Here is a 25820-nt window from a genome sequence, read left to right as displayed (position 1 = left end):
TGCCTGTTCTTTGCCGGACACATCTTTTTCATCGTCTGTTTAACTTAATTCAATGATTTCTTCATTGCAGTTCGTCAGTTTTTCTATTCCTTCGTTGGTCACTACCCAAGAGTTCTCGATACCTACGGGACCTACACCCGGAATAACGATTTTCGGTTCGAGGGCAAAGACCATACCCGGTTCTAATTGTTGCTTTATGCGGGGAGCCAGTACCGGAGCTTCGTTAATTTCAAGCCCGATGCCGTGACCGATAAATTTGGCTTGTTGTCCTGTTCCCATAAATTTGTCGGCAAATCCGGCTGCTTTGACCACTTCGACTGCTGTGTCGTAAAGCACTTCACAGGCAATACCCGGTCTGGCAATGGAAGCAATTTTTTCTTGGATATCCAGACAAACCTGATGGGCGGTGTAAGCTTCTTCGGGCAGTTTGCCGATGGAGAATACACGGCTCATATCGTTCATGTAACCGTTGAAGTTGCCACCTAAGTCCACCATAACGCTTTGTCCCTCTTTTAACGGAGTTTTATTTGCTCCTCCCGGCAAGGCAGGATCAAGTCCCTGACCGCCTAAGGCAAAATCATAAGGAGAGGGGTAACCGGCATTATCTCCGGTCAGTATGCTACCCATGAATATTTCCATACTGCGTCCGAATACCCGGAAAATTCCGAGGCAACCTTGCAGGCGCATCAGGCGTTCTATTTCGATGGAAAATTCAATATCCGTCATACCGGGACGATAAACACCTGGAATCTGCTCATAAGCCTTTGCATGAGCAATGCCGGAGCGGCGGAACATTTCAATTTCTACAGGTGTTTTCACGCTGCGTGCCTGGCGAATCAACGGGGTACCATTTACCACTTCCGCTTCCGGGAAGAGACCGGCCAGACGACAATATTCCGTATAAGGAAGTTCGTCACCTTCTAACATCAGTTTGGTTGGCATCGGTAATCCTTGTTCTTTCAGCAGATCAACAATTTGTTCCGGTTTGCGGATAGAGAATGAGTGCTCTCCTGTGATGTTATTAGGACGTTTAAAAAATAATAGTGCAGGCGAATGAAGGGGGAGGTAAAGATAGCCACTGACTACACAGCCATACGTGTAAATTAAATTTGCATTACACGTGATAAGTGCGGCGTCAATGCCCTGCGACACCATCAGACTGCGAATTTTGTCACGGCGAAATTTCAATTCGGGTTGTAGCATTTTTTATTTATTACTTGATTATTAATTACAAAACCAATAATGGTAAATTATTAGTTGTGAGTTGTTTATCGCATATAACAAATTCACAAACTATTATTTAACCTATCATGCTACAAAGATAATTAATTCCAGCGAAAATAATGTTAATCTCAAAAAAATAGCGCTACCCGCGTCCTGTCACAGGAGACGAGCAGCGCAAACCACAAATACAAATACAACTAAACAAAGTCTTCTAAATAACGCCTTGCCCCATCATTGCGTGAGCTACTTTCATAAATCCGGCAATGTTGGCACCCTTCACATAATTAATGTATCCGTCGGGTTCCGTGCCGTATTTCACGCATTGTGCATGGATGCCGTGCATGATTGCATGGAGTTTTTCGTCCACTTCGGCAGCACTCCAGCTAAGGTGCATTGCGTTTTGAGACATTTCCAAGCCGGAAGTGGCTACACCACCTGCGTTGACCGCTTTACCCGGAGCGTACATCGTCTTATGTTCAATGAAAAGATCGATAGCTTCAGGGGTACATCCCATATTGGAAATTTCTCCGACGCAAAGTACGTCATTTTTTATGAGATTTTGAGCATCTTCTCCATTTAATTCGTTCTGGGTGGCGCAAGGAAGTGCGATGTCTGCTTTCACTTCCCACGGGCGTTTTCCTTCTACGAAGGTTGCGTTCGGATACTGTTCAGCATAAGGAGCCACAATATCGTTACCCGAAGAACGAAGTTCGAGCATATAGTCTATCTTCTCGCCGCTGATACCATCCGGATCGTAGATATATCCGTCCGGACCGGAAATCGTAATCACTTTTGCACCCAGTTCGGTAGCTTTAGTAGCTGCTCCCCAGGCAACGTTGCCGAAACCGGAGATGGCTACTGTCTTACCTTTTATATCAATCCCTTTTGCCTGAAGCATCTGATTGACAAAATACAGTCCTCCAAAACCAGTAGCTTCCGGACGAATCAATGAACCGCCGAATTCTAATCCTTTACCAGTGAATGTACCGGTAAATTCACGAGTCAGTTTCTTGTACATGCCGAACATATAGCCCACTTCACGTCCTCCTACGCCGATGTCACCGGCAGGCACATCCATGTCCGGTCCGAGATGACGCCACAACTCCAGCATAAATGCCTGGCAGAAACGCATGATTTCAGCATCACTCTTTCCGCGTGGAGAGAAATCGGAACCGCCTTTACCGCCACCCATAGGCAAGGTAGTCAGTGCATTCTTGAATGTTTGTTCGAAACCGAGGAACTTCAAAATGGAAAGATTAACGGATGCATGAAAACGGATACCACCTTTATATGGGCCTATCGCATTATTGAATTGTACACGATAACCGAGGTTGGTCTGCACCTCACCTTTATCATCCACCCACGTCACACGGAAAGTGAAGATACGATCAGGTTCTACCAATCTTTCTATGATTTTAGCTTTTTCAAATTCAGGATGTTGATTGTATATATCTTCGATAGAAAGAAGAACTTCCTTCACTGCCTGAAGATATTCAGATTCACCGGGATGCTTAGCCTCCAAAGAGGACATGATTTTCTGGATGTTCATGATACTATATTTTAAAAGGTTAATTCTGATAAAATGTCAACTAACTCACTGCAAATATAGGAAAATTTTTCAGATGTGATTGATTTTATGCCATTATTTTGATTAAATAATGATAAAATGATAGTAGAAAAAGCATTAGGTATCAAGTATTCAGTGCTAATACTTAATACTTGATACCTGAATTTAATACTTTGTACTTTTTACTTCTTAAAATCCGGCTTCATGTCCAAATTGTACATGATGAAACCGTAAATGTCTGCCTGTTCTTCAAGTACTTTTGCCATCGGTTTGCCTGCACCGTGACCTGCTTTGCTGTCGATGCGGATTAGTGTCGGGTTTGTACCGTCGTTGTCTGCTTGCAGCGTAGCGGCAAACTTGAATGAATGGGCGGGAACCACACGGTCGTCATGGTCGGCAGTGGTCACTAGTGTTGCCGGATATTTCGTGCCCGGTTTCAGGTTGTGCAATGGAGAATAGCCTTTGAGGTATTCAAACATTTCTTTGCTGTCTTCGCTTGTTCCGTAATCGCTTGCCCAGTTCCAACCGATAGTAAATTTATGATAGCGAAGCATATCCATCACGCCTACCTGCGGAATTGCTACACGGAACAGGTCCGGACGCTGTGTCATGCAGGCACCTACCAGCAGACCACCGTTGGAGCCACCTACAATGGCGATTTTGTCTTTATTCGTATATTTTTCGTTGATAAGATATTCGGCAGCAGAGATGAAGTCGTCGAATACATTCTGCTTCTGCATCTTAGTTCCGGCTACGTGCCAGTCTTCACCGTATTCGCTGCCACCACGCAGGTTGACTTGTGCGTAGATACCGCCATTTTCGAGGAATGGGATGCGCATTGCACTGAAACCCGGGTTGAGGCTGATGCCGAAACCACCGTATCCGTAGAGGAATACAGGATTTTTGCCGTCTTTCTTCAGATCTTTCTTATAGGTAAGGAACATCGGGACTTTTACACCGTCTTTGCTGGCAAAGAATACTTGTTCCGTCACAAAATCATCCGAGTTGAACTGTACTTTCGGTGCACGGTATAGTTCGTAGGTGTTCTGGTCCATATCATATTTGTAAGTGGCACCCGGAATGGTGAATGAAGTGAATCCAAAGAAACATTCTTTATCGTCTTTGTTGCCGCTAAAGCCTACGGAACCGAGTGACGGCAGTTGAATCTCCTGAATTTGTTTGCCGTCGAGGCCGTAAACGTATGCATGGTTCGAAGCATCTTTGTCGTAAGTAAGGAACAGTTTGCCACCGATCACTTCTGCGTTTGAAAGAACGGCTTCCGATTCGGGAACGAGTTCTTTCCAGTCCTCCAGTTTCGGACGGTTGATGTCGGCTACCATGATCCGGTTTTTCGGTGCGCCATAGTTAGTATAAATATACATCTGATCGCCGATCACTTCAATCGGGTAGTATTGGTAGTCAAGGTCGGTAGTCAGTTGGATAAAAGGAGAATTCGGCTTTTTCAGGTCCCTTATAAATAAGTTGTTGCCTCTTCCGGCACCGGATTCTGTGAGGAAGAGAATACGTTCGTCTTCGCTGGTGCTGGCTGTATAGAAACGTTTCGGATAAGCCGGATTCTGATAAATCAGTTTATCTTTCGATTGCGGTTCACCTATTTTGTGATAATAGATTTTGTGCTTTTCGTTTACGTTGGAGAATTCTTTTCCTTTGGCGGGAGCATCGTAGGCGCTGTAGTAGAAGCCGTCTCCCTGCCAGGCGGCACCGGTAAATTTGGCCCATTCGATGTGCTCTTCCAATAACTTGCCACTTTCAGTGTCCATGACAAATATTTCAGACCAATCCGATCCGCTGCGTGAGATACTGTAAGCGGTATATTTGCCGTCGTTTGAGAAGTAAAGACCGGTCAGTGCCACTGTGCCATCGTCCGAGAGCTTGTTCGGGTCGAGGAAAACGCGAGGCTCGCCGTCCAGTGAATCCTGTACGTAGAATACACTCTGGTTTTGCAGGCCATCATTTTTACTGAAGTAATATTTGCCATGTTTCTTGATTGGCGCACTGATCTTCTCGTAATCGGCCAGTGTGGTCAATCGTTTCAACAAGTTTTCCCGGAATGGAATCTGACTTAGATACTCATTCGTTACTTTGTTTTGTGCTTCTACCCAGGCAGTAGTAGCTGCACTGGTGTCATTTTCCAGCCATCTGTAAGGGTCGGGAACTTGTGTACCGAAGTACACGTCTACGGTGTCTACCTTTGCCGTCTCGGGGTAGACTAGCTTTTTCTGTTGGGGAGCGCATGACATCACCATGATTCCACTCATTAATAAAGTTACTTTTTTCATGTGAATAAAAAGTCTTTTTGAATAAACTTAAAGTTACAAATCTACAAAATAATAAGAGATAAACAAGTAAACTTTATAAAGAAGATGGTGGAAAATGAGATTTAAAGAATTAACTTTGCAAAATGTGATTCTGCAGATAGACGATTTGAAATAAGAAAGGAGAATGACTTTATGCTTAGTAAATATAAATTAAACCAGCTTTACTTCAAAGATACGCAATTCGCTAACTTGATGACAAGGCGGATTTTTAACGTGTTATTAATCGCTAATCCTTACGATGCTTTCATGTTGGAGGATGACGGGCGCATTGATGAGAAGATTTTCAATGAATACACTTCTTTGTCTCTGCGCTATCCACCTCGTTTCTCGCAGGTATCTACGGAGGAGGAAGCATTGTCACAGTTGGAAAATATGTCGTTCGACCTGGTGATTTGTATGCCGAGCACGGGGGATAATGACAGTTTCGATATCGGCCGTCACATCAAAGAGAAATACGAGCATATTCCTATCGTCATACTGACTCCTTTTAGCCATGGTATTACCAAACGGATTATCAATGAAGATTTAAGTGCGTTCGAATATGTGTTCTGCTGGTTGGGTAATACCGACCTGTTGGTGTCTATCATTAAGTTGATAGAGGACAAGATGAATCTGGAACACGATGTACAGGAGGTCGGTGTGCAGCTGATTCTTTTGGTGGAAGATGGCATTCGTTTCTATTCTTCCATTTTGCCGAATCTGTATAAGTTCGTGTTGAAGCAGAGTCAGGAATTCTCTACCGAAGCCTTGAATGCACACCAGCGTACGCTCCGTATGCGCGGACGTCCTAAAATAGTGTTGGCACGTACGTATCAGGAGGCGATGGAGATCTATCATAAGTATCAGAATAATATATTGGGGGTAATCACTGACGTCCGTTTCCCGAAAGTGGAACGGGGAGAGAAAGACGGTCTGGCAGGTATCAAGCTGTGTGCGGAGATACGTAAGAATGATCCGTTTGTTCCTTTGATTATTCAGTCTTCCGAATCTGAAAATTCGTCTTATGCAGTCAAGTATGGTGCTAGCTTTATCGATAAGAACTCCAAGAAGATGGACGTTGATTTGCGCCGTATCGTCTCCGATAATTTTGGTTTTGGTGATTTTATTTTCCGCAATCCGGATACCGGGGAGGAGATTGCCCGCGTCCGGAATTTGAAGGAGCTGCAAAACATTCTTTTTGCCGTACCTGCGGAATCTTTCTTATATCATATCAGCAGGAATCACGTGTCGCGTTGGTTTTATTCACGTGCCATGTTCCCGGTGGCTGAATTTTTGAAACCGATAACCTGGAATAGTCTTCAGGATGTGGATGCTCACCGTAAAATCATCTTTGAGGCGATTGTGAAATATCGTAAGATGAAGAACCAGGGAGTTGTGGCGGTCTTTAAGCGCGATCGCTTCGACCGTTATTCTAACTTTGCCCGTATCGGGGATGGCTCTCTCGGAGGAAAAGGGCGTGGACTGGCATTTATTGATAATATGGTGAAGCGTCATCCGGAGTTTGACGAGTTTGAAAATGCGCGTATTGCTATTCCTAAAACAGTGGTGCTTTGTACGGATGTCTTTGATGAGTTCATGGACACCAACAACTTGTATCAGATTGCACTGTCGGATGCGGATGATGCTACGATTTTGAAATACTTCCTGAAGGCTAAATTACCGGACCGGTTGATAGAGGACTTTTTCACTTTCTTCGATGTCGTGAAGTCTCCGATTGCCATTCGGTCTTCTTCCTTGTTGGAGGATTCTCACTATCAACCGTTTGCCGGAATTTACAACACTTACATGATTCCTTATCTGGACGACCGCTATGAAATGTTGCGGATGCTTTCCGATGCCATCAAAGGGGTGTATGCTTCGGTTTATTTCCGTGACAGCAAAGCGTATATGCAAGCTACGTCGAATGTAATCGATCAGGAGAAAATGGCTGTTATCTTACAGGAAGTAGTTGGCAATCAGTATGGTGACCGTTATTATCCTTCCATGTCCGGTGTGGCACGCTCGCTCAATTATTATCCGTTGGGGAATGAAAAGGCAGAAGAGGGAACGGTGAATCTGGCTTTGGGATTAGGAAAATATATTGTTGACGGTGGCATGACCCTTCGTTTTTCTCCTTATCATCCTAATCAGGTGTTACAGACCAGCGAAATGGAAATTGCTCTCAAGGAGACTCAAACCCGTTTCTATGCATTGGATTTGAAAAATGCCGGACATGATTTTTCTATCGACGATGGTTTTAATTTGCTGAAACTTCATGTCAAAGAGGCAGAAAGTGACGGTGCTCTGCGTTATATTGCTTCTACCTACGATCCGTACGATCAGATCATTCGTGATGGTTTATATCCGGGAGGACGTAAGGTGATTACTTTTGCTAATATCCTGCAACATGATGTTTTTCCGTTAGCTCGTATTCTGCAGTTAGTATTGAAATATGGTGAACAGGAGATGCGCCGTCCGGTTGAAATTGAATTTGCAGCAACGTTAAGTCGCGAACATGATAAATCCGGAACTTTCTATCTGTTGCAGATCCGTCCTATCGTAGACAGTAAAGAAATGCTGGATGAGGATTTGAACGAGATACCGGATGAAGATGTGATTCTCCGCTCATATAATTCATTGGGACATGGTATCATGAATGATATTTATGATGTGGTCTATGTAAAGACCGATAATTATAGTGCCTCCAACAATCAGACAATTGCCTGGGAGATAGAAAAGATTAACCAACAATTCTTGAATGAAGGAAAGAATTATGTGCTTGTCGGTCCGGGACGTTGGGGAAGCAGCGATACTTGGCTCGGCATCCCTGTGAAGTGGCCGCATATTTCGGCTGCCCGTGTGATTGTGGAAGCCGGATTGACTAATTATCGGGTAGATCCAAGTCAAGGGACACACTTTTTCCAAAATTTGACTTCATTTGGAGTTGGATATTTTACTATTAACGCCTTTATGAATGATGGTGTGTATAATCAGGACTTCCTCAATGCGCAACCTGCGGTGGAAGAAACGAAATATCTTCGTCATGTTCGCTTTGAGAAACCGATGGTGGTCAAGATGGATGGAAAGAAGAAGCTGGGAGTAGTGTTGATGCCTTTTTAAGTGGAACTCGCAATAATTTAATGTGAAACAAATTTTGGAAGTACTAGGAGGATCGTTTTTTTATGTGTTGGAATTGATAAGATTCTATTTTCTGACCGTTGGTCTTTTTAACTAAATTAAAATATGATTTAAATCTTCCGTAGCATACCGTATAGTGTGAATATTAACCTTAAAAAAGTCTATATAGACAGGAAATATGGTCTTATAATCTTAAAAATAGAACATAAAATACAAAGAATTGACCTTGTGTGAATTATTATAAAGTTGTTACTTTGCACTCGTTTTTGTGATCAAATAGATTATTAATTAATTATGAGAATTATGAAGAAGAGTTTATTGTACTTGTTTATGCTTGTTTGTTCTGTTAGCATATTCATGAGTTGTAGTGATGATGACGATGAAGTGAAATATCCGATAGATACAGAATTGGCTGGAGGCTATGTTGGTAATCTGTCTGTAAATGTGGATGGTAATCAAATGGGAACTACCGAAAATCAAAAAATCACAATTTCACAGTCTAATAAGGGAACTAACCAAATTGCATTATCATTGAAGAATTTTACTTTTTTGGTAAATGTTGGTGATATTGAAGTTGATCCTTGCACTGTGAAAGCTATAGATAGTGGTTATGCTTTTGAAGGTCAACAGAATCTAGATTTGGTACAGCCACTTGGTAATTGCCCTGTTAGTATTTCTGGTACTGTGAAAGGTAGCAATATTAATATTGAAATAGGTGTAAAGGTTGGTGCTCCTTTAAATCAAAATGTAAAGGCTACTTTTGTTGGTCGTAAATTGACAGGTAGTGAAAGTTCGGAGGCTAAAATAACAAGTTTTATTATTGACGATGAGGCAGTAGTAGAACAACCAGTTATAAATGAAGAAGCTGGTACGATTGTTTTTGCTGTTAATGAGGAAGTAGAATCTTTAAAGTTTACTCCTATTATTGAAATATCTGAAGGAGCAACTATTACTCCGGCTTCCGGCGTAGCACAGGACTTCTCGAATAATAAGAAAGTGACTTATACTGTGACGGCGGAAGATGGCACCGTGAAAGTTTATACAGCTTTTGTGGAAGGTACTCGTAAGGTATTGAAATATTCTTTTGAAGACTGGAAGGAAGGTAGTAAGAATGATGAACTGTTACCCAAAGATTTGTGGGCAGGAAGTGCTGCTGGAGCTGGTATTTTAGGTGGTACTTTGTTGAGAAAGGAAACTAGAGAGGATGGTACGTATGCGGCTAAACTGATAACTTTTGAATATCCAAATGAGCCAAATTCATTAGTTCCGAAGATTACTGCCGGTTCTATTTTTATTGGTAAATTTGATATGATGCCTGCTTTACAAGGTGATAGGTTGAGTTGTACTAAATTTGGTCTTGATGCAGAAACAGTTAGTTTAGGTGGAAAACCGCTTTGTTTTAAGGGTGTTTATAAATATGAATCAGGTTCTAATTATCTTGATGCTTCTAATTATGAAGATGTAAAACCGGTTGATATTAAAGATAAAGGACAGATTCAAGCCGTATTGTATAAAGTGCAAACAGGCGAGGATGGTAAAGAGATTGTATTGACAGGTCACGATGTGAACACTTCGGAATTAAGAGTTGCTGTTGCTAATATTATCGTTGAGGATATTAAAGAATATACTCCTTTTAACATTGAATTTGAATATTTACAAGAGTATGATCGAAATGCAAAATATAAATTTGCTATAGTTTGCTCTTCAAGTAAAGATGGTGATTTATTTAAAGGTGCTGGTGGTAGTACTTTGATTGTGGATGAATTTGAAGTAATATGTGAATAAGATTGTTATAATATAAGTTGGCATACATTTAATGTGTGTTTATTGTATAAACGAGGGTGTCTATGAGGATATCCTCGTTTTTCTGTAAAATCCTGTATATATATCAAATAAATATTAAATAAATTTCCCTTACTGTTTTTGGACAGTGGGGAATTTTTTTGTAGTGAGGGAGAATAATTATTTGTTTATGGCAATCATACCCAAAATGTCATTCAATATACGATACAGAAAAGAATTTGTTCACTATAGAATAACTCCGGATATAAAGTTTCAATGAATTTGAACTCAGCAAATACTACATAGTGAAAAATATTTACCATACTATCATTTATTTTTATATTAAGCTAATTTTCAATAAGATAAGTGTGATAGATGATTTCTCAAACAGGTATCTATCATACCCCTACTGCATCCGCTTTAGTGTAGTATCATGGAAAAACACCCATATGAAGCCACAAGAATATTCACTTTATAGGATGATAACTTGTATTTGGCAGCTAAATAATACATTGGAAACGGTAATCTTTTTATAGCCTACATATGTAGGCTGTACAGCCCTGGCTATCAAAGTGGGATTATTAAGCCATACAAGCCGGATTTATATAGATTCATTGCAACAAAAACAAGCCATCTTACGCCTGTTTGAACCTTATTGGACTATTTTATTGATGAGAGATACCCGCTTTTTGGTGGTATAGAAACGCAGAGACGCTTACGATACTACCCTGTATTTATTGATTTAGCCCATACATAAATAAAAAACTACGAGAAGAATTCCCGTAGTTTTCTATTGACACAATATTCTGGATCGTTTAGTATAAAACAATATGCTAAAATGCATATCCAAATCCCACGTTCAAATAAATAGGATACATGGCAAATGAGATTGTATCAAAATCTTTTTTGAAAATATCATTCATCCCCCACGTTAAGTCAGCGTATACATTTAGATGTTTAAATGCTCTCCATTCGCCGCCTAGTTGTAGTCCCCATTGAAATTTTCGGAGATTTTCGGAAAAATCATAGGTAGCTATGCTTTCCCCAGAGAAAACAACTCGTGAACCTGTTTGGTCCGGGGTACGTAAATGACCGTTGTATACATGTCCGGAGAATCCTCCTTCGATGAGGTATGATATGTATGGACCTGCAGACAATTTCCAACGCTTGCTTATCTTATAGTTAGCAACCACCGGAATTGTCAGATATGAGTTTTTAACTTTGGTCTTTACTCCTCCTGTCCATAATCCTTGTAATTCTCCACCATTGGTGTTGATAATTTTCATACCGTAATTTTTTACGGTAGCTTCGGTGGTCATATTCTTATTTTCAAGTCGCACTCCTACAGTCATCCCCCATTTGGGATCGAACCACTTCGTCGCATTACCTTCAATTGAAATTGCGATTCCTGGTGCATAACTATCAATTTTACGGATTTCTTTTGGTAGAGGTAATGGTGAAGTTCCACCAATATTGAAACCGGCTTTTATTCCATATTCCCATCCATGTAAATAAGACCAGATGATACCTTGGTTTCTTTCTTCCTGTGCTTGAGCTGTGAATATGCTTACAAATAGCAGCACAACTATGATATTGATTGATTGATATTTTTTCATTGTGTTAGTTTTATTTATTCTTTACAAATAAGTTCTAGCTCATCAACGTATAGAGTGCTACCGACAGCTCCTCTAAAATAGGCGCCATCTACGCTGGATGATAGTACAATACCTAATTTATATTTACCGTTTTGTAGTTTCGTATCGTCAATTTCTCGTCCTTTTACTGATTCGAAATGTATAGTAAACTCATTCCATTCATCTGATTCAACAATATCTTCAGGTTCTATTCGTGCTAATAATACCAATTTATCAGAGTTAAATACGTTATCACCATTAAGCATGATAGAATTATTTTCTGCCTCATACATAACAGCATAAATATCACATTTGTCCCTTTTTCCGGTTTGTGGCTGTCCTTCTACAGAATAAACTTCCCCAGCTTTAAATTTATAATATCCTTTAAGTGCTATGGGATGTTTATAAAATTGAAAACCAAAGTTCGTTGCTTTTCTAGGATTTGTCAGTGCATTTTCTACTTCAAATGTCCCGATAAATAAATTTCCAGCAGCAATATACATTTTTACCATTGCACCAAAATCTCCAGTATTACGAGTTTCTAGCTTTACAGCCTTACCTTTAAAACCATTTGCAACTTGTACTGTTGGGTAATCTATTCTAGAATTAGCCATACCCGTTAATTTAAAACCGGGATTACCGCTTGACCATTGTAATACTTTAGATATTTCTTGTGAGGTTGCAGGTGTAAATTCGTAAAATGTATCGTATTCACTGGAGGTTGTCAGTAATTCTTCAAATTTGAAAAGGGTAGGTAATTCCGCTAAAATCACATTAACGGTATAAACAGGCTGCCATTGACCGTCTTCTGATGTAACAGTAAATTTACGGGAGTGCGGTTCTTCGCTGAAATCATAGGTAGATTCAGTATCTCCAGTTATTGGAGTATTTACTTTAATTGTAGCTCCTTGTGGAAGTGTAAATTCTAATTTTTGTTTGGAAAGGTCGGCTCCTTTATTTACATATACATTGATTACTTTAGAATCTGCATCGATATTTGCCAATTGCACATCATCGCCTGAACAAACATCAATGGCTGCTTCTGAATTTAATGCTTCATCCTGTATGCAGGAAGATATTGCACATGTAAAGATGAAATAGGCTATTAAAGTCTTAATTTTCATTTGATTTTCCTTTTTAGTTTACTAATTCAGTCTCTTTTATAAAACTTGGTTGCAAAGTTAAGTTTCTTTTTTGAAATGCAGTACTTCATCACTTAAGTAATTCAATAAAATTAGCGCCTTTTTAAAATTAATGTTATAAATGAATTATTCCTTTTTAAATCCCCGCACTGTTTTTATAATAAATCTAACTTCCTTGTTATAATCAACTTGTACTGTTGCTTCATTTCTTTGGGCAAGAAAGAAATATCTATGAACTCTAACCATTTTTCGGCAACTTTGGTAAATTTAGAAAATAGGTTGTCTATGATCTTTTTCTCTAAACTGCAACTATTCATGGCAACTTCAAAATCAGAACGCTTGATTTTGCGTCTTTTTCCATAAAGTGTCAAAGCCAATTTTTCAGTGTCCTCCGGCATGAGGAGTGCCGTAGAGATCATGTCATATCCCGGGGTCAGTGAATAATAGCCTTTACGCTGACTATAAAGTGAAAAGTTTTTCAGATGCATATCCGCATTTCCGGTCAGCCATGAGAAAACGACTTGTTCCCAGAAATTTATTACGTCAAGTTTTGGCACAGAGGAATATTGCATAATTATCTTTGCTATCTTTTCATAAGAACCCTTATATTTATACTCTGTGAGGCGTTCCGAGAGCTGGCACATATCCTCCATTGGCAACTTTTCACCCTTTGCGGTTCTATCTATGCGTTTAGTGATATAGGCCAATTCGCCATCGGCAAAACGAATCAATGAATGAGGGACAACGTTCACTTTAGCCAATTCGGCAAGATGCATCGTTAAATCCTCAACTTCAGGCATGTATTTAAATTGTTCCGTTTGCGGTTTGAGAATATAACGTCCCCATAAACCAACGATAGTAAAGCGTTGCGGTTGGTTGGGGGACGATGATATATCGAGAGACAATTTTGCTTGCACTCCTGTAAGTGTGGTTTGTGAGCGTATGACTTGTTCGGCAAGTTGCTTAATATCCGCTTTTGTATAAGGTAGGAGAGGAACTGTTTTGCTCCCAAATATTTTCTTTCCGCATTGAGGGTGAAAATCAGTTTCTCCCTCGCCAAGTTCCTGATAACAATATAGGCATCTGCTCATCATTATTCTTTATTTAAGATGGGAATCACACTAACTGCACCGATACAATCTTTGCAACAGGCAAGCAGTAGTGACATACGGTCACGTCGATTTATCTTCCAACTTTTTTCAGCAATATCTAAAAGCCAGCCTTCAGGAATAAGACCGTCAAAGAATGGGAATAATATTAGACTTGTATATGGCTTTTCCGAGATTGGCAGTGTGAGGCTGATAGATTCCGCATCGCTGGATTTAATGTAGGCTGTATCATATTGAAAGGTATAGCCATTTTCATCTTCTGTAAGCAATCCTGCCAACTGGTCTTGGTTGTATATGAGTGCTTGTCTCATAGCTTGTTGAATTTACTTATTGGTACAACACCCACTTCCGTTCCAAAGAGACTAAGCACTTGATTTACTTTATCAAGACGCAAAGTCTGTTTCCCCTGTTCGAGTTCGCGTACAAAACGTAACCCGACTCCTGATTTTTCGGACAGCTCTACTTGGGTCAAGTTATGTTCTTTACGCATTTGCTTGACGTATTCTGATAATGATTTATCGTTCATATTATACCCTTTTGGGTACAAAGATAATGTAAATTTTCTATTTTACACCCTTTAGGGTATAAATTTAGTTGTAGATTTATGAATTATACCTTATGGGGTATAAGAAAACAGGTACTCTTTCTTTGGGAAGAAGGAGTACCTGTAGAGGAAAGTGATAGCAGATTATTCTTTCAAAGCCTCTTGTAAGTCAATACCCAGCGCTTTGGCAACTCCTGTTCCATATGCAGGATCGGCTTTGTAGCAGTTGCGCACATGACGTTGTTTGATAAACAATTCGGAGTCTCCCATGGCGCGAGCTGTATTTTCGAACAATAATTGTTGTTCTTCAGCTGGCATCAGTCGGAATAAGTCACCCGGTTGGCTATAATAGTCGTCATCATATTCCCGTTCATTGTAGTTGTAAACTTCACCGGTAACTTTAAGAGGCGGTTCTTTCATAGTAGGAGAATCCTGCCATTCGCCGTAACTGTTCGGTTCATATCCTTTGGTAGCACCGTAATTACCGTCTACGCGCATAGCACCGTCACGATGATAGGCGTGGAAAGGACAACGAGGTTTGTTGACCGGAATTTGTTCTGCATTCACCCCTAGACGATAACGTTGTGCGTCGCCATAAGAGAATAAACGACCTTGTAACATTTTGTCGGGAGACAGACCGATACCGTCTACAATATTCATCGGGTTGAAAGCAGCTTGTTCCACTTCAGCGAAATAATTTTCCGGGTTGCGGTTCAGTTCAAGGACACCAACATCTTGTAGAGGGAAATCTTTGTGCGGCCATACTTTAGTCAGGTCAAACGGGTTGATACGATAGTTGTCCGCTTCTTCCTCCGTCATTAACTGAATCTGGAATAACCATTTCGGATAATCGCCCTTTTCGATGCTCTCGAAGAGATCACGTTGATGAGATTCGCGATCTTTAGCAACTATTGCTTCTGCTTCCTGGTCTGTCAGATTCTTGATACCCTGCAAGGTACGCAGATGGAATTTAACCCAAATACGTTGATTTTCTGCATTGATAAAACTATAAGTATGACTGCCGAATCCGTGCATGTGGCGATATGAATAAGGAATACCACGCGGACTCATAGTGATAGTAACTTGATGTAATGCTTCCGGTAAAAGCGTCCAGAAGTCCCAGTTACTGTTCGGGCTACGCATATTTGTTTTCGGATCTCGTTTGATGGCATGATTCAGATCCGGAAATTTAAGCGGATCACGTAAGAAGAATACAGGAGTGTTGTTACCCACCAAATCCCAGTTACCTTCTTCCGTATAGAATTTCATAGCAAAACCACGGATGTCACGTTCTGCATCAGCAGCTCCACGTTCTCCGGCTACGGTGGAGAAACGGACAAAACATTCTGTTTGTTTTCCGACTTTACTGAAAATAGCAGCACGGGTGTACTTTGTAATGTCATGGGTGACAGTAAACGTACCGTAAGCTCCCGAACCTTTAGCGTGCATACGTCTTTCAGGAATTACTTCACGATCAAAATGGGCAAGTTTCTCTATAAGCCAGGGATCTTGTAACATTACAGGTCCGCGTTGACCTGCGGTTTGCGAGTTTTGATTGTCAGCGATAGGACGACCGTTCGCTGCAGTAAGTTTTTTCTTTTCCATAAATAGATTTTTTAGTCGGATACAAGTATAAGCAGACTGTTTCCTTTTATTCTTTCATCCGGGGTTTATAATATATAACAAAGATAGGCTTCTTTTGCTCGCTTGTCAAACAGATAATTTCTATCTAAAGATAGAGAATAACTATGAATTGTGTGTGTATTGTCTGCTATTTATTTTTCTACAAAGATTATTGTGCTGACACCCGGGGGGCGTACATCTTTTTATTGCATAAAAAAACTCCCGCACTTCCTTCACGGAAGACGGGAGCTTTTAAATAAACTATAGCTTATATATCTTTTGCTGATTATACGATACCTTGTGCCATCATTGCTTTAGCAACCTTCATGAATCCGGCTACGTTAGCACCCTTCACATAGTTTACGTATCCGTCAGCTTCTGTACCGTACTGAACGCAAGCTTCGTGGATATTCTTCATGATACTCTTCAGCTTTTCGTCTACTTCTTCAGCGCTCCAGCTTAATTTGATAGAGTTTTGAGTCATTTCAAGACCTGATACTGATACACCACCGGCGTTAGCAGCTTTACCCGGAGCATAAAGGATTTTTGCATCCTGGAATACTTTGATAGCTTCTGGAGTAGAAGGCATGTTAGCTCCTTCAGATACAGCGATACAACCGTTTGCTACCAACTGACGAGCGTGGTCACCGTTCAATTCATTTTGAGTAGCAGAAGGAAGAGCGATATCACATTTTTCACCCCAAGGTTTAGCTCCTTCTACATATTTGCAACCATATTTTTCTGCGTATTCACGGATACGGCCACGGTACAGATTCTTCAGTTCCATGATATAATCCAGTTTTTCGCGGTCGATACCGTCCGGATCGTAGATATAACCGTCAGAGTCAGAGCAAGTAACTACTTTACCACCCAGTTCGATTACTTTTTCGATTGTATATTGAGCAACGTTACCAGAACCAGAAACCAGACAAACTTTACCTTTCAAGTCAGTTCCTTTTCTCTTCAACATTTCCATCAGGAAGTAGATGTTACCGTAACCTGTAGCTTCCGGACGAATCAGTGAACCACCGAATTCGCGGCCTTTACCTGTAAATGTTCCGGTAAATTCATGAGCCAGTTTTTTATACATACCGAACATGAAACCTACTTCGCGGCCACCAACACCGATGTCACCAGCAGGAACGTCAGTTTCAGGACCGATGTGACGCCACAGTTCCAGCATGAATGCCTGTACGAAACGCATTACTTCGGCATTTGACTTTCCACGAGGAGAGAAGTCGGAACCACCTTTACCACCACCCATTGGCAGAGTAGTCAGTGAGTTTTTGAATGTTTGTTCAAAGGCAAGGAACTTCAAGATAGAAAGGTTCACAGATGCGTGGAAACGGATACCGCCTTTGTAAGGGCCGATTGCGTTGTTATGCTGAACACGGTAACCCATATTGGTCTGAATATTACCTTTATCGTCCATCCAAGTCACACGGAACTGATATACTCTATCAGGAATACACAAACGTTCGATCAAGTTTACTTTATCAAACTCCGGATGTTTGTTGTATTCTTCTTCAATAGTAGAAAGTACTTCTTCTACTGCTTGATGATACTCCGGTTCATTGGGAAATCTTCTTTTCAGATCGTCTAATACCTTTGCTGCATTCATAATCTTTTTTTTCTTTAATTGGTTGATATAAATAAAGTGCTAATTTGACAATTTGCTAATATACCGTTTGACTATGTGCTTTTGTGCTATATAGCAGATTTGCACATCTGCGTATGGGTACATCGGATATTTATTTTCGGTTGCAAAAGTAAAGATAAAAATTGAACTAGCAAACATTTTATAAAGAAAAATGCGATAAAACATCAAATTTGATATTTTATCGCATTAAAAATAGGAAAAAAGATATTTATTTGTTCTTTTTGATCGACTTATAGACAGGAATAAACACTAATGCTGCCGAAATGCCAAGCATTACCACCGTCATCCCGTCAATTCGTTCGGCTTTTGTCAGAACTAGATAGCAAAGCGCCAACCAAAGCAGGCTGATGCAAACTATTTGTGATTTGGATAACGGACGTTTCATTTACCTCCTCTTTTCTTTTTGTCAACGATGGCGTCGATCACGGCTACAGCTGTGATATTGACAATGTCGCGGACAGAGCTTTCGAAATCGGTGAAATGAATAGGTTTGTTCAATCCCATCTGGATAGGGCCGATGAATTCCGTATCCGGGTCCATTGCCTGCAACAGTTTGTAACCGGCGTTTGCTGAACTCAAGTTCGGGAAAATCAATGTATTTACATCTTTTCCTTTCAGGCGGGTAAACGGATATTTGGTATCACGCAATTCGCGGTTCATGGCAAAGTTTACCTGCATTTCACCGTCAATAGCCAGTTCCGGATATTCTTCCTGCATGTGGGCAACAGCTTCGTGCACTTTCACAGGGCTACCTGCAGTATCAGCACCGAAGTTGGAGTATGACAACATTGAGATAACCGGCGTGTGATTGAAGAAGCGAACTGTTTTATCAGACAATTTAGCGATGTCAATCAATGTTTCCGTATCCGGGTGGCGGTTAATCAGTGTGTCTGCCAGGAAGTAAGTACCTTTCTTGGAGTTCAGGATATGCATTGTTCCGAAGTGTTTGAAGCCCGGTTGGATACCGATTACTTCTTTGGCCACTTTGATCGTATTGCTATATCTTGTATAAAGTCCGGTGATGAAAGCATCCGCATCTCCTGTCTCCACCATCATCATACCGAAGTAGTTGCGTTCGAACATTTTATCGTTGGCTTCTTCATAAGTAAAGCCTTCGCGTGCACGTTTTTCTGCAAGAATGCGTGAGTAACGTTCGCGGCGTTCCGATTCGTCCGGGTGACGGAGATTGACGATTTCAATACCTTCCAGGCTAAGATCCATTTCTTCTGCCAGTTTTCCGATAGCTTCGTCGTTTCCTAATAAGATAGGATGACAGATACCTTCGGCTTTCGCTTCAACGGCAGCTTTCAGCATATTCGGATGGATACCTTCGGCAAATACGACACGTTGCGGTGAACGGCGGGCTGTATCATACAGTTGGCGGGTCAGTTTGGATTCATAACCCATCAATTCGCGCAGGTGAACACAGTAAGCATCCCAGTCTTTAATTTCAGTGCGGGCCACTCCGCTTTCCATAGCAGCTTTTGCCACTGCGCAGGAAACTTCGGTGATGAGGCGTGGATCTACCGGTTTCGGGATAAAGTATTCCGCGCCGAAAGAGAGGTTGTTCACGTGGTATGCCGCATTAACTACATCGGGTACCGGCTGTTTTGCCAGATTAGCGATAGCGTGTACGGCTGCAATCTTCATCTCTTCGTTGATAGCTTTAGCGTGAGTATCCAAAGCACCGCGGAAGATATACGGGAAACCGATTACATTATTAATCTGGTTCGGATAGTCGGAACGTCCGGTAGCCATCAGTACGTCAGGACGTGCTGCCATGGCATCTTCGTAAGAGATTTCTGGTGTCGGGTTAGCCAATGCGAACACAATCGGCATCGGAGCCATGCTGCGCACCATATCCTGGCTTAACACATTTCCTTTCGACAGGCCGAGGAATACATCTGCACCTTTGATTGCTTCTTCCAGCGTGTGAATATCCGTGCGGTCGGTTGCAAAAAATCTTTTCTGTTCGTTCAGATCCGTGCGCGCCTTGCTGATAACGCCTTTACTATCCAGCATGACGATGTTTTCGAGACGTGCACCCAGTGACACATACAATTTAGTACAAGATACGGCAGATGCACCTGCACCGTTCACAACGATTTTTACATCTTCGATTTTCTTTCCGGCCACTTGCAGGGCATTCACCAAACCGGCACTGGAGATAATAGCAGTACCGTGCTGATCGTCGTGCATGACAGGTATATCCAGTTCTTCTTTCAGGCGACGTTCGATTTCAAAACATTCGGGAGCTTTGATGTCTTCCAGGTTGATACCTCCGAAAGTAGGAGCAATAGCCTTTACTGCAGCAATAAATTTCTCCGGATCTTTTTCATCCACTTCGATGTCGAAAACGTCGATGCCCGCGTAAATTTTGAAAAGCAGACCTTTACCTTCCATTACAGGTTTACCGCTCAATGCACCTATATCACCCAGTCCGAGTACGGCTGTACCGTTGGAAATAACGGCTACCAGATTACCTTTAGCCGTATATTTATACGCATCTTGCGGATTCTTCTCAATTTCGAGACAAGGTTCTGCTACACCGGGAGAATATGCGAGTGATAAGTCGGTTTGTGTACTGTAAGGTTTGGTAGGCACTACCTCAATCTTACCGGGTTTGCCCTGTGAATGATAGAGCAAAGCGGCTTCTTTCGTTATTTTAGCCATGGTATTTATGAAATTTGTTAATAAGTTATCATTTGACCGCAAATGTAGGAATAAAAGTTCGAAATTGTAGCTGTTGATTAATAATTTCTATTAATTTTATAGCAAAATGGCTGAATTTATGATATGATATGTCAAGGATGTGTTTTTGTATTCTATTCCCTTTTAAATGCTATGATATTGATTTATTGAAATTTTAACAAGTGCTTTGGTTGTCGGCTTTAGTTATTTCGCTATTTTTGAATCGATATATGATTTAACCTTATTTTATAATGATTACCACCCAGCAACTTCAATTATTGAAAGAAGGAAATAAAAATGCTTTTGAGGCATTGTATCGTGGATACAATGCTCGCATTTATAATTTTGTCCTTTCTATGGTGAGCAATGCCGGGGTGGCGAAAGATATCACACAAGATATTTTTCTCCATATCTGGGAGAAGCGGCTTAATATCGATCTGGAAGGGAATTTTGACGGCTATCTTTTTAAAATATCCCAAAACATGGTATATCATTATGTAAGACGCGAACTCCTGCTTCAAAATTATGTAGACAGGCTTGCGAATGAGTCATCTGACGAATCCGTAGAGATAGATGAAGAACTGGATTATTTGTTTTTGGAAGAATATATCCTGAAACTTTTAGAAGAACTGCCTCCAGCGCGCCGGGAAGTTTTTATGCTTTACTGGAAATCAGGGTTGAACTATCGTGAGATAGCCGACCAATTGAATATCTCGGAAAAGACTGTTGCCACACAGGTACATCGTTCTTTGGATTTCTTGCGTGACAAACTGGGAATAATTGCCTTTTCAGTCTCTCTCTTCTTACATGATATCTAATATAGAAGTTTTAATAAAAGTTAATATCTGAACTATTTCGATTTCTCTGTAGTCCTTTTCTGTCTCTCAAGACTAGTATAAATAGAACAGGAAAATTATGGAGCAACACGATTACATAGTACTATTGGAAAAATTCTTCAAAAAGGAGGCCTCTTCTGAAGAAAGAAGGATACTTATTGAATGGATTCGTAAACCCGGAATTCGTAATGAGTTTAATCTGCTTTGCGAGCAAATGTGGAAAGAAGCAGCCGTCGAAATCGATAAGACAGTGGAAGAAGAAATGTGGAACCATCTGCAGAGGAATCTGGATGAGCCCAAGATACTATCTCCGAAGAAACGGCGCTGGCAACCTATTATATATAAGGTGGCAGCCACTATCTTATTACCGGTTTGTTTGGGACTGGCCACTTACTTTGGGGTAGAACACATGAATAAGGTGTCACAGGACCCTTTCATGGTGGCTGTCGATTATGGACAGAAAGCGAATCTGACTTTGCCCGATGGAACGAAAGTCTGGTTAAATTCGGCTACTCATCTTTCTTATGATGCGGAGTACAACAAATCCGACCGGAAAATCTATTTGGACGGAGAAGCCTATTTCGAAGTGGCGAAAAACAAAGATAAACGTTTTATCGTCTGCTGCAATGATCTGGAGATAGAAGCGTTGGGAACCACCTTTGATGTGAAAGGCTATTGTGACGATCATTCTGTCACAACACTGCTGGCAGAAGGAAGCGTCAAGGTTTCTAATAAAACGGACGTAACCTTGTTGAAACCCGGGGAAAAGGTAGAATACCATAAGAGCAAGCAGACATTTACTAAATCTGTAATCTCGGATATGCGTGAAATCGACTTTTGGCGGAACAATATGTTGATTTTTAATTCATCCTCTTTAGCGGAGATCGCGACTACGCTGGAGCGGATGTACGGAGTGAAAGTCGTGTTTGACTCCGAGAAACTGAAGAACGTGCTATTTTCCGGAACCATCCGGAACAGTAGCTTGCATAATGTATTTTACATTATAGGCCTTACTTATCCTTTAACCTATGAGTTAGAAGGAGATACGGTGAGAATAGGAAGTAGTATTAACTAAAAAGGACAATTTATGGAAGACACCTCATAATAAAATAAAGAGGGTAGAATTATGTAGCAGCATAATTCCACCCCGAAATCAAATACGGTTTATACATGATAGTAAAAAAGAAATTTTCCTTATGCGGATAAGGGAAAGGGAATCCTTTTTGCTTCACGATTTTACAAAGATAATAAAAAGTCTAATTTTCAGACTTATATTTTAAAGAATTTAAAGCTAATTACTAATGAGAAAACAATTACATATCATATTCAGGCTTGTTATGTTCAGTTGTATCTTGTTGTTTGTGTCTCAAGAGGCAAGTGCGCAGATCACTTTCTCTGTGAAGAATCAGACGATACGCCAGACGATACGAGTGATTGAAAAGAAGGCTGATTACAGCTTTTTTTATACGGATAAGCTTCCCGGATTAGATCAAAAAATTTCATTGACAGTGAGTAATGAAAGTATTGATGCGGTTTTAGAAAAAGTTTTCAAAGGATCATCTATTAGTTATAAAATAGAATCGGGTAAGCAAGTGGTGCTTACTCTGAAAAGTGAACAGAACGCCCCCCAGAAAGGCGATAAGAAAACAATCACCGGTGTTGTGGCCGACCGGAGGGGAGAACCCTTGATTGGTGTCACAGTGAGAGTGGAGGGAGAGAATATTGGAACCGCTACCGATATAGACGGTCGTTTCTCTTTGGAAGCTCCTGTGGGGGCAAAAATCAGTTTCTCCTATATCGGTTATGTTTCCCAATCTCATACGGTCAATAAGCAGAACATATACAATGTGTCATTGAGCGAAGATTCGCAGGTACTGGAAGAGGTAGTCGTAGTGGGATACGGTTTTATGAAACGGAAAGATATTACGACTGCGGTATCTGTCGTTTCCACGGCAGATATTGAAGAACGTCCGATTATGACAGCCGCACAGGCTATTCAGGGAAAGGCAGCCGGTATTCAGGTTGTACAGCCGTCGGGTATGCCGGGTTCCGGAGTGACAATCCGGGTGAGAGGAGCCACTTCGGTACAGGCATCCAATGAACCGTTGTATGTGGTGGACGGTTTGCCGTCGGATGACATTTCGAATATCAGTCCGAATGATATTGAAAGCATGCAAATTCTGAAAGATGCCTCATCGGCAGCTATTTACGGAGCACGTGCGGCAAACGGAGTAGTGTTGATTACGACTAAAAGAGGAAAGATCGGTGCACCACAAGTGAAAATGAGTGCTTATGTGGGTTTCTCTAAATTAGGGAAAAAAATAGATGCGTTGAATACAGAACAATATAAAGACTTGATGAAAGATTTGAAAGCAGTTTCGGATGTTGCCCCCAATATCCCCGAAAGTGAAACGCGCTATGTGGACTGGACTGATTTATTCTTCGGTACGGGTGTCAATCAGAACTATCAGTTGTCTGTGGCAAATGGGACCGAGAAACTGCAATATTTTGTTTCCGGAGGTTATTCCGATGAACAGGGTATCGTGGAGAAAGCACATTTCAATCGGTATAATTTCCGTGCAAACCTGGATAGTGAGCAGACCAAATGGCTAAAGATGGCACTCAATTTTGCATATTCGCATACAGGCGGACAATGGGTGAACGAAAGCCGTAGTTCTTTGCGTGCCGGTTCCATCTTATCCGTTGTGAATACTCCTCCGTTTATGCAGAAGCGGAATCCGTATGATCCGAACGAATATGATGAACAGGCTTACGGTGCACGTATTCTGAATCCGCTGGCTGCCAATGCCGCAGACAGTAACACGAATACAGACCATATAAATGGCTCACTCGGCTTCACGGTTGACATACTCAAAGGACTGAAGTTTAAAACCACTTTTGGCATTGAACTGACCAATGAACATTGGGACTACTATCTGGACCCGATTTCAACTTCGGACGGACGGGGTACAAAAGGGCGTGTGGAAGAGAGTTTCTCACGAAACTTCGAATGGCTTTTTGAAAATTTGCTGACCTATGATTGTTCATTCAACAAACATAACCTTTCTATTTTGGGAGGGGCTACCCAGCAGCGTGCACAATATAACGGTTCGTGGATGGCAGGTTTCGACCTGGCAGAGTCTTATCCCGATATTCATTCCATCAGTGCCGCCAATCAACTGGATAAGGATGCTTGCGGTTCTTCTGCTTCCGCATGGACGCTGGCCTCTTTTCTGGGTCGTGTAGCCTACAATTACGACAGCCGTTATTTGCTGACGGTTAACTTCCGTGCAGACGGTTCTTCTCGTTTTGCCCCGGGACATCGTTGGGGTACTTTCCCTTCTGTTTCTGCAGGTTGGAGAATTTCAGGCGAAAAGTTCATGCAACCTTTACAAGACATTGTTACCGACCTGAAATTACGTGCCGGATGGGGTATGAATGGTAACCAAGGCGGTTTTGGAAACTACGCTTACATGGCTTCCATGAGCGTCAGTAAACTGCCCGTTTCGGAGGGAAACTTATATCCGGGACTTGCCATTAAACCCGGCTCGGCAGCCAATAAAGAACTGACCTGGGAAAAAACAAGCCAATGGAATCTGGGACTCGACCTGACCATGTTTGATTCCCGCTTATCCTTCTCGGTTGATGCTTACTACAAAAAGACCACCGATTTACTATTGACAGTCAGCCTGCCGGAGAATGTGGTGCCGAGCAGTGTGACAAGAAACGACGGTGAGATGGTGAATAAAGGTATGGAGTTCACTCTCTCTTCCCAGAATTTTAAAGGTAACTTTCAGTGGAATACCGATTTCAATATATCTTTCAACCGGAATAAGCTGACGAAGCTCGGTTTGAATAAAGTTTATTATTATGCTGAAATGTACGAATCCAAGGAGAAAGCCGTCATCCTGAAAGAAGGTCTTCCGTTAGGCACATTCTTTGGTTACATATCAGAAGGCGTTGATCCGGAAACCGGAGATATTATCTATCGTGACTTGAATGGTAACGGTTTTATCGATCCGGAAGATCGCACTACTTTGGGAAATGCCCAGCCCAAGTTCATTTACGGTATGACGAATACATTTTCGTATGCCGGTTTCGACCTGTCTGTATTCTTGCAGGGAAGTCAGGGCAATAAGATTTTTAATGCATCGCGTATTGATATGGAAGGCATGACAGACTTTAGAAACCAGTCGGTTCGTGTGTTGGATCGTTGGAAACGACCGGGTATGATTACCAATGTCCCCCGCGTTGGTAATACAGAGAATAATCATAACTCCTCCCGTTTTGTAGAAGATGGATCTTATCTGCGCCTGAAAACAGTCACTTTATCCTATAATTTTCCTAAGAAATGGTTGAATAAGATACATCTGTCCAGATTGCAGGCTTACGTCACCGGACAGAATCTCTTCACACTGACAAAATACAAAGGATACGATCCTGAAGTAAATGCTTTTGGCGGAGACTCCGTTGCTCAAGGAGTGGACTATGGTACTTATCCTCAATCGAGGGCGGTAATTTTTGGTTTGAATATTGAATTTTAATAGCTGCG

General features: G+C 41.3%; 17 protein-coding genes. 5 read left to right on the top strand and 12 right to left on the bottom strand.

Annotated features, from left to right (window positions below; translation table 11 throughout):
* Window positions 1-39: 39 nt before the first annotated feature.
* The 3 genes from AB5217_RS08315 to AB5217_RS08305 form a co-directional block, all read right to left on the bottom strand.
* Window positions 40-1203 carry a M24 family metallopeptidase gene (locus tag AB5217_RS08315; protein ID WP_368112586.1) on the bottom strand — a complete coding sequence of 388 codons (1164 nt, stop codon included), beginning with the start codon at window positions 1201-1203 and terminating at the stop codon, window positions 40-42.
* A gap of 232 nt (window positions 1204-1435) precedes the next feature.
* Window positions 1436-2773 carry an NADP-specific glutamate dehydrogenase gene (gene gdhA, locus AB5217_RS08310; protein ID WP_004317267.1) on the bottom strand — a complete coding sequence of 446 codons (1338 nt, stop codon included), beginning with the start codon at window positions 2771-2773 and terminating at the stop codon, window positions 1436-1438.
* A gap of 200 nt (window positions 2774-2973) precedes the next feature.
* Window positions 2974-5091 (bottom strand): prolyl oligopeptidase family serine peptidase, encoded by a 2118-nt coding sequence (locus tag AB5217_RS08305; protein WP_004297998.1) that lies wholly within the window; start codon window positions 5089-5091, stop codon window positions 2974-2976.
* Between the two features lie 171 nt (window positions 5092-5262).
* On the opposite strand from AB5217_RS08305, the gene AB5217_RS08300 reads away from it, so the two are divergent.
* Window positions 5263-8229, top strand: a complete 2967-nt coding sequence (locus AB5217_RS08300) for a PEP/pyruvate-binding domain-containing protein (RefSeq protein WP_022200236.1) — start codon at window positions 5263-5265, stop codon at window positions 8227-8229.
* Between the two features lie 321 nt (window positions 8230-8550).
* Window positions 8551-10032 carry a PCMD domain-containing protein gene (locus AB5217_RS08295; protein ID WP_022200237.1) on the top strand — a complete coding sequence of 494 codons (1482 nt, stop codon included), beginning with the start codon at window positions 8551-8553 and terminating at the stop codon, window positions 10030-10032.
* 830 nt (window positions 10033-10862) lie between these two features.
* Here AB5217_RS08295 and AB5217_RS08290 read toward each other — a convergent pair.
* The 9 genes from AB5217_RS08290 to AB5217_RS08250 all read right to left on the bottom strand — a co-directional run bounded on the left by AB5217_RS08290 (window position 10863) and on the right by AB5217_RS08250 (window position 20414).
* Window positions 10863-11645 (bottom strand): porin family protein, encoded by a 783-nt coding sequence (locus AB5217_RS08290; RefSeq protein ID WP_008650346.1) that lies wholly within the window; start codon window positions 11643-11645, stop codon window positions 10863-10865.
* A 14-nt stretch (window positions 11646-11659) separates the two neighbouring features.
* The gene (locus AB5217_RS08285; protein ID WP_004297660.1) at window positions 11660-12787 is read right to left on the bottom strand and encodes a PCMD domain-containing protein; all 1128 of its coding nucleotides are present in this window, start codon (window positions 12785-12787) and stop codon (window positions 11660-11662) included.
* A 173-nt stretch (window positions 12788-12960) separates the two neighbouring features.
* Window positions 12961-13896: a HipA domain-containing protein gene (locus AB5217_RS08280; RefSeq protein ID WP_008776321.1), complete on the bottom strand. Its 936-nt coding sequence runs from the start codon at window positions 13894-13896 to the stop codon at window positions 12961-12963.
* Between the two features lie 2 nt (window positions 13897-13898).
* Window positions 13899-14225: a HipA N-terminal domain-containing protein gene (locus AB5217_RS08275; RefSeq protein WP_004297663.1), complete on the bottom strand. Its 327-nt coding sequence runs from the start codon at window positions 14223-14225 to the stop codon at window positions 13899-13901.
* The gene (locus AB5217_RS08270) at window positions 14222-14440 is read right to left on the bottom strand and encodes a helix-turn-helix transcriptional regulator (protein ID WP_004297664.1); all 219 of its coding nucleotides are present in this window, start codon (window positions 14438-14440) and stop codon (window positions 14222-14224) included. Before AB5217_RS08270 ends, AB5217_RS08275 begins: the two co-directional genes overlap by 4 nt.
* Window positions 14441-14602: 162 nt before the next feature.
* Window positions 14603-16063: a catalase gene (locus AB5217_RS08265; RefSeq protein WP_004310080.1), complete on the bottom strand. Its 1461-nt coding sequence runs from the start codon at window positions 16061-16063 to the stop codon at window positions 14603-14605.
* A 304-nt stretch (window positions 16064-16367) separates the two neighbouring features.
* Entirely contained in the window at window positions 16368-17702 is a 1335-nt protein-coding gene (locus AB5217_RS08260) for an NADP-specific glutamate dehydrogenase (protein WP_004297671.1), read from the bottom strand.
* A gap of 247 nt (window positions 17703-17949) precedes the next feature.
* Complete coding sequence (locus AB5217_RS08255; RefSeq protein WP_004297674.1) at window positions 17950-18126, bottom strand: hypothetical protein; 177 nt, start codon at window positions 18124-18126, stop codon at window positions 17950-17952.
* On the bottom strand, window positions 18123-20414 hold the full coding sequence (locus tag AB5217_RS08250) for an NADP-dependent malic enzyme (protein WP_004306858.1): 2292 nt from the start codon (window positions 20412-20414) through the stop codon (window positions 18123-18125). The genes AB5217_RS08255 and AB5217_RS08250 overlap by 4 nt, the downstream gene beginning before the upstream one ends.
* A gap of 269 nt (window positions 20415-20683) precedes the next feature.
* Between AB5217_RS08250 and AB5217_RS08245 the strand changes: the two genes are divergently transcribed.
* The 3 genes from AB5217_RS08245 (at window position 20684) to AB5217_RS08235 (ending at window position 25812) form a co-directional block, all read left to right on the top strand.
* A complete protein-coding gene (locus AB5217_RS08245; RefSeq protein WP_004297676.1) occupies window positions 20684-21250 on the top strand; it encodes an RNA polymerase sigma factor in 567 nt (188 codons plus the stop codon).
* Window positions 21251-21347: 97 nt separating this feature from the next.
* Window positions 21348-22343 (top strand): FecR family protein, encoded by a 996-nt coding sequence (locus AB5217_RS08240; protein ID WP_368112582.1) that lies wholly within the window; start codon window positions 21348-21350, stop codon window positions 22341-22343.
* A gap of 226 nt (window positions 22344-22569) precedes the next feature.
* Window positions 22570-25812, top strand: a complete 3243-nt coding sequence (locus AB5217_RS08235) for a TonB-dependent receptor (RefSeq protein ID WP_004297679.1) — start codon at window positions 22570-22572, stop codon at window positions 25810-25812.
* Window positions 25813-25820 lie beyond the last annotated feature (8 nt).

Source organism: Bacteroides sp. MSSM.1001136sp1_RTP21357st2_D2_RTP21359_211015, from assembly GCF_040913205.1.
Lineage (GTDB): Bacteria > Bacteroidota > Bacteroidia > Bacteroidales > Bacteroidaceae > Bacteroides > Bacteroides ovatus.
Note: the sequence above shows the minus strand (reverse complement) of the source record. Positions and strands in the feature narration are given on the sequence as shown.

Bases quoted from the DNA above. Each gene is read 5' to 3' on its own strand.
- AB5217_RS08245 (WP_004297676.1), top strand. From the start codon at position 20,684: ATGATTACCACCCAGCAACTTCAATTATTGAAAGAAGGAAATAAAAAT.
- AB5217_RS08315 (WP_368112586.1), bottom strand. From the start codon at position 1,203: ATGCTACAACCCGAATTGAAATTTCGCCGTGACAAAATTCGCAGTCTG.
- AB5217_RS08280 (WP_008776321.1), bottom strand. From the start codon at position 13,896: ATGAGCAGATGCCTATATTGTTATCAGGAACTTGGCGAGGGAGAAACT.
- AB5217_RS08285 (WP_004297660.1), bottom strand. From the start codon at position 12,787: ATGAAAATTAAGACTTTAATAGCCTATTTCATCTTTACATGTGCAATA.
- AB5217_RS08260 (WP_004297671.1), bottom strand. From the start codon at position 17,702: ATGAATGCAGCAAAGGTATTAGACGATCTGAAAAGAAGATTTCCCAAT.
- AB5217_RS08295 (WP_022200237.1), top strand. From the start codon at position 8,551: ATGAAGAAGAGTTTATTGTACTTGTTTATGCTTGTTTGTTCTGTTAGC.
- AB5217_RS08290 (WP_008650346.1), bottom strand. From the start codon at position 11,645: ATGAAAAAATATCAATCAATCAATATCATAGTTGTGCTGCTATTTGTA.
- AB5217_RS08235 (WP_004297679.1), top strand. From the start codon at position 22,570: ATGAGAAAACAATTACATATCATATTCAGGCTTGTTATGTTCAGTTGT.
- AB5217_RS08255 (WP_004297674.1), bottom strand. From the start codon at position 18,126: ATGAAACGTCCGTTATCCAAATCACAAATAGTTTGCATCAGCCTGCTT.
- AB5217_RS08305 (WP_004297998.1), bottom strand. From the start codon at position 5,091: ATGAAAAAAGTAACTTTATTAATGAGTGGAATCATGGTGATGTCATGC.
- gdhA (WP_004317267.1), bottom strand. From the start codon at position 2,773: ATGAACATCCAGAAAATCATGTCCTCTTTGGAGGCTAAGCATCCCGGT.
- AB5217_RS08270 (WP_004297664.1), bottom strand. From the start codon at position 14,440: ATGAACGATAAATCATTATCAGAATACGTCAAGCAAATGCGTAAAGAA.
- AB5217_RS08265 (WP_004310080.1), bottom strand. From the start codon at position 16,063: ATGGAAAAGAAAAAACTTACTGCAGCGAACGGTCGTCCTATCGCTGAC.
- AB5217_RS08275 (WP_004297663.1), bottom strand. From the start codon at position 14,225: ATGAGACAAGCACTCATATACAACCAAGACCAGTTGGCAGGATTGCTT.
- AB5217_RS08250 (WP_004306858.1), bottom strand. From the start codon at position 20,414: ATGGCTAAAATAACGAAAGAAGCCGCTTTGCTCTATCATTCACAGGGC.
- AB5217_RS08240 (WP_368112582.1), top strand. From the start codon at position 21,348: ATGGAGCAACACGATTACATAGTACTATTGGAAAAATTCTTCAAAAAG.
- AB5217_RS08300 (WP_022200236.1), top strand. From the start codon at position 5,263: ATGCTTAGTAAATATAAATTAAACCAGCTTTACTTCAAAGATACGCAA.